5 protein-coding genes are annotated in these 4966 nt (G+C 71.9%); 3 read left to right on the top strand and 2 right to left on the bottom strand.

Features of this window, described 5'->3' with window-relative positions; all coding sequences use genetic code 11:
- Both CCN51_RS25925 and CCN51_RS25920 read left to right on the top strand, forming a co-directional pair.
- On the top strand, nt 1-1130 hold a 1130-nt coding region (locus CCN51_RS25925; protein ID WP_342749394.1), incomplete at its 5' end, for a hypothetical protein.
- Between the two features lie 115 nt (nt 1131-1245).
- Nucleotides 1246-1839, top strand: a complete 594-nt coding sequence (locus CCN51_RS25920) for a TetR/AcrR family transcriptional regulator (protein ID WP_014177204.1) — start codon at nt 1246-1248, stop codon at nt 1837-1839.
- A gap of 63 nt (nt 1840-1902) precedes the next feature.
- On the opposite strand, the gene CCN51_RS25915 is transcribed toward CCN51_RS25920, so the two are convergent.
- Complete coding sequence (locus CCN51_RS25915) at nt 1903-2928, bottom strand: DeoR/GlpR family DNA-binding transcription regulator (RefSeq protein ID WP_107426079.1); 1026 nt, start codon at nt 2926-2928, stop codon at nt 1903-1905.
- A 99-nt stretch (nt 2929-3027) separates the two neighbouring features.
- Nucleotides 3028-4476, bottom strand: coding sequence for an NAD(P)H-quinone dehydrogenase (locus CCN51_RS25910; protein ID WP_014177206.1), 1449 nt, complete (start codon nt 4474-4476; stop codon nt 3028-3030).
- 86 nt (nt 4477-4562) lie between these two features.
- On the opposite strand from CCN51_RS25910, the gene CCN51_RS25905 reads away from it, so the two are divergent.
- Nucleotides 4563-4966: gamma-glutamylcyclotransferase family protein (locus CCN51_RS25905; RefSeq protein WP_107426078.1), on the top strand; the 404-nt coding region annotated here is incomplete at its 3' end.

Here is a 4966-nt window from a genome sequence, read left to right as displayed (position 1 = left end):
GTCCAGGCGCCGCCGAGCACACCCTTGGCGATATCACCCCCGGGAGGCCCGCCCCCGTGGGTGATATCGCCAAGGGTGTGCTCGGCGGCGCCTGGACCCTGCTCGTCGGCTGGATCCTGCCCACCGCCCTCAACCTGTCCGTCTTCTTCTTCACCGTCGCGCCCAGCCTCCACCACATCGACCTGGCGCAGCGCCTGTGGCCCTCCTCGAAGGGCAACACCGCCCTCCTCCTGCTGACCGTCTCCCTCCTCCTCGGCCTCGTCGTCTCGGCGGTGCAGACCCTGCTCTACCGCCTCCTGGAGGGCTATGTCCTGTGGCCCGCCACCGCGTACGACGCGCGCTGCCGCCGTCACCGGCAGACCAAGCAGGACCTCCGCGACCGCCTCGCGCTGCTGCGGCTCGAGGGCCGCGAGCGCGAGGGCGGGCTGTCGCCGGAGGCCGCCCGGCAACTGGCCGAGCTGCGCGCCAACCCCCGTGTCGCCCGCGCCGCCCGCCGGGACCGCCTCCGTACGGCGGCCCAACGCGCCCTGCTGCAGGAGCGGTTGCGCCGCTACCCCATCGACGACGACCAGGTCGCGCCCACCCGCCTGGGCAACGCCATCCGCCGCCTGGAGGAGTACGGCTATGACCGCTTCCGCCTCGACACCCAGGTGTTGTGGGGGGAGCTGACCGGCACGGCGCCCGAACAGGTCCGCCGCCACGAGGAACTGGCCCGCACCAGCGTCGACTTCTTCATCGCCCTGCTCTACGGCCACGCCGCGGTGGCGGCGGCCGCCCTGGCCGCGCTGGCCTCCGGGGACGCGGACCGCTCCGCGCTGCTGACCACCGCCGCCGTCCTGATCGCGCTGATCCCGCTGTGGTACCGGTCCGCCGTGACCGCCACCGACGAGTGGGCCGCCGCCGTACGGGCGCTGGTCAATGTGGGCCGCAAGCCGCTGGCCGAGTCGCTTGGCCTGGCGCTGCCGCCCGAGCTGGCCGCCGAGCGCACCATGTGGATGCTGGTCTCCCGGCTGTCCCGGCTCCCCTACCACGAACGCGCGGCCGCTCTCGACCCGTACCGCGCCGACCCCCAGCCGCCGCTGCTCCTGCCCCCGGTCCCGCCGCCGACACCGCCCCCACCCGGCTCGTAATGGCATGCTTGACCCACGGCCCCGTACGGCCCATCACCCCCGTACGGCCGGCCAACCCCGTACGGCCGGCCCGTACGACCGACCCCGTACGACCAGCGGCGCAGGGAGGACCGCGATGGCGACCGAGACAGCCACGGCGCACACCCCACCGCGCGCCATGCGCGCCGACGCGCGCCGCAATTACGAGCGGCTGCTGGCCGAGGCCAGGACCGCGTTTGTCGAGCATGGCACCGACGCGTCGCTGGAGGACATCGCGCGGCGCGCGGGCGTTGGGATCGGCACGCTCTACCGGCACTTCCCCAACCGCACCGCGCTCATGGGCGCCGTCTTCCAGAAAGAGGTGTGCGCGCTGCTGGCGCGCGCCCGCGAGCTGGCGAAGGCGCCGCAGCCGTGCCGTGCGCTGGTCGACTGGCTGCGCGAGATCATCGATTACGCGAGCACCTACCGCGGGCTCTCGCACGCCCTGATGGCGGCCTCCGGGGACGAGAGCTCATCGCTGTCCCAGGGGTGCGGTCTGCCGATGCGCGAGGCGGGCAGCGCGCTGCTCGCCCGCGCCCAGCAGTCCGGGAACGTACGGTCCGACGTCGGCATAGACGATCTGATGCAGCTGACCAACGCCATCTCGCTGGCTGTGGAACAGTCGCCGGACGACCCGGAGTTGGCCGATCGGCTGCTGGCCCTGACCTTCACCGGCCTGAAGCCGCGCTGAGCCGGCCAGGGCTTCAGCCCCTCAGCGCCCCTGGCCTCCAGCCCTCAGCCGACCTCCAGCTCCTCAGCGCCGCCGTGGCGCCAGGTCCGCGACCCGGCCGCCCGGCCCCGGCTGCTCCGCCAGCGGCATCGCGCCGCGCAGCGTGGCGCCGGGCCCGGGCCCCGGTGGGTGCGGGTGGTTGCGGCGCGGTCCGGGGAGCGGCAGCCCCTCCTCCGTACCGCGGGCGGGGGGTGGGCCGCCGAGCCGGGGCTGCTGGCGGCCCGGTGCCGCCGGGCCGCCCTCACCGCCCGCCGGGCCCGAGCCCGCGCCCGGCCCGGCCACCGCGATCTGCACGCCCTGGTCGGCGAGGGCCTGCAGCTCGGTCAGGGCGCGGTCGTCATGCGGCGGCGGCTCGTCCGTGACCAGACGGGTGATCACATCCGTAGGCACCGTCTGGAACATGGTGTCGGTGCCGAGTTTGGTGTGGTCCGCGAGGACCACCACCTCCGCCGCCGCCTGCACCAGCGCCCGGTCGACGCTGGCCGACAGCATGTTGGACGTGGACAGGCCGCGCTCGGCGGTCAGCCCACTGCCGGACAGAAAGGCCCGGCTGACCCGCAGCCCCTGCAGGGACTGCTCGGCACCGCTGCCGACCAGCGCGTAGTTGGAGCCGCGCAGGGTGCCGCCGGTCATGACGACCTCCACCCTGTTGGCATGGGCCAATGCCTGTGCGACCAGCAGGGAGTTGGTGACCACGGTCAGGCCAGGGACGCGCGCGAGCCGGCGGGCCAGCTCTTGCGTGGTGGTCCCGGCGCCGACCACGACGGCCTCGCCCTCGTCGACGAGACCGGCCGCGAGATCGGCGATGGCCGTCTTCTCCGCGGTCGCTAGATGGGATTTCTGCGGGAAGCCGGACTCCCTGGTGAATCCGCCCGGCAGCACCGCACCGCCGTGCCGGCGGTCGAGCAGTCCTTCTGCCTCCAGCGCCCGCACATCCCGCCGTACGGTCACTTCGGAGGTCTGGACGACGCGGGCGAGCTCGCGGAGCGATACCGCTCCGTTCGCACGCACCATTTCAAGGATCAATTGGCGACGTTCTGCAGCGAACACGAAACTGACAGTAACGCCAACGACCGTCTGGTTTCAGCAGCTTGCACCAATTAACAGATGTTGTTCTTCTGCGACCCCGTGAGATGGTATGGGAGCGGATTACGCCTCCGCTTGCGTCTTCCGCGTGTGCAGCTGCCGCGCCACCTCGGCGATCGAGCCGGACAGCGACGGGTACACCGTGAAGGCGTTGGCGATCTGCTCCACCGTCAGGTTGTTGTCGACCGCGATCGAAATCGGATGGATCAGCTCGCTGGCGCGCGGCGCGACCACCACACCGCCGACCACGATGCCGGTGCCCGGACGGCAGAAGATCTTCACAAAGCCGTCCCGGATGCCCTGCATCTTCGCGCGCGGGTTGCGCAGCAGCGGCAGCTTCACCACCCGGGCGTCGATCTTCCCGCCGTCCACATCGGCCTGGGAGTAGCCGACCGTGGCGATCTCCGGGTCCGTGAAGACGTTCGCCGAGACGGTCTTGAGGTTCAGCGGGGCGACCGCGTCGCCGAGGAAGTGGTACATCGCGATCCGGCCCTGCATGGCCGCCACCGACGCCAGCGCCAGCACCCCCGTGCAGTCGCCCGCCGCGTACACGCCCGGCGCGCTGGTCCGCGAGACCTTGTCGGTCCAGATGTGGCCGGAATCCTTGAGCCGGACCCCGGCCTCCTCCAGGCCCATCTCCTCCGTGTTCGGGATCGAGCCGACGGCCATCAGACAGTGGGTGCCCGTGATCACCCGCCCGTCGGCGAGGGTCACCTCCACCCGGTCCCCGACCCGCTTGGCGGCCTGCGCCCGCGAGCGCGCCATCACGTTCATCCCGCGCCGGCGGAAGACGTCCTCCAGCACGGCCGCCGCGTCCGGGTCCTCGCCCGGCAGCACCCGGTCCCGGCTGGAGACGAGGGTGACCTTCGAGCCCAGCGCCTGGTACGCACCGGCGAACTCGGCGCCCGTGACACCGGAGCCGACCACGATGAGCTCTTCCGGGAGCTCGTCCAGGTCGTACACCTGCGTCCAGTTCAGAATGCGCTCGCCGTCCGGCTGCGCGTCCGGGATCTCCCTCGGGTGCGCCCCGGTCGCCACCAGCACGGCGTCCGCGACCAGCGTCTGCTCGGTCCCGTCCACGGCCCGGACGATCACCTTCCGCGACCCGTCGGGCGACTGCGACGGCTCCAGCCGCCCGCGCCCGCGCATCACGCGCCCGCCCGCGCGGGTGACCGAAGCGGTGATGTCATGCGACTGGGCCAGCGCCAGGCGCTTCACCCGTCGGTTGACCTTGCCCAGGTCGACGCCTACGACCCGGGCCGCCTGCTCCAGGTGCGGAGTGTCATCGGCGACGATGATCCCCAGCTCCTCATAAGAGGAGTCGAAGTTCGTCATCACCTCAGCGGTGGCGATCAAAGTCTTCGACGGCACACAGTCGGTGAGCACCGATGCCCCGCCCAGACCGTCGCAGTCGACGACGGTCACCTCCGCGCCGAGCTGGGCAGCGACCAGCGCCGCCTCATAGCCGCCGGGTCCGCCACCAATGATCACGATCCGAGTCACATGCTCCATTGTCCCGCACCCGTTCGACATCACTCCTCCGGGGGGTTCCCGGCGCCCCCGAAACCTTCGTCCCCCACTCCCGTACCCTCTGAGCCATGTCGCTCTACGCCGCGTACGCCGGCAACCTCGACGCGCGGCTGATGTCCCGCCGCGCACCGCACTCCCCGCTGCGCGGTACGGGGTGGATCAACGGCTGGCGCCTGACCTTCGGCGGCGAACAGATGGGATGGGAGGGCGCCCTCCCCACCATCGTCGAGGCGCCGCGCTCCCAGGTCTTCGTCGCCCTGTACGACATCGCCCCCATGGACGAGGAGTCCATGGACCGCTGGGAGGGGGTCGGCCTGGACATCTACCGCCGGATGCGGGTCCGCGTCCATACTCTGGACGGTGACGAGGCGGCCTGGCTGTATGTACTGAACGGCTACGAGGGCGGTCTGCCCTCCGCCCGCTACCTCGGCGAGATCGCGGACGCCGCGGAGTCCGCGATCTCGCCGAGGTA

The sequence above is a fragment of the Streptomyces milbemycinicus genome (genome assembly GCF_002154605.1).
Taxonomy (GTDB): domain Bacteria; phylum Actinomycetota; class Actinomycetes; order Streptomycetales; family Streptomycetaceae; genus Streptomyces; species Streptomyces milbemycinicus.
Note: the sequence above shows the minus strand (reverse complement) of the source record. Positions and strands in the feature narration are given on the sequence as shown.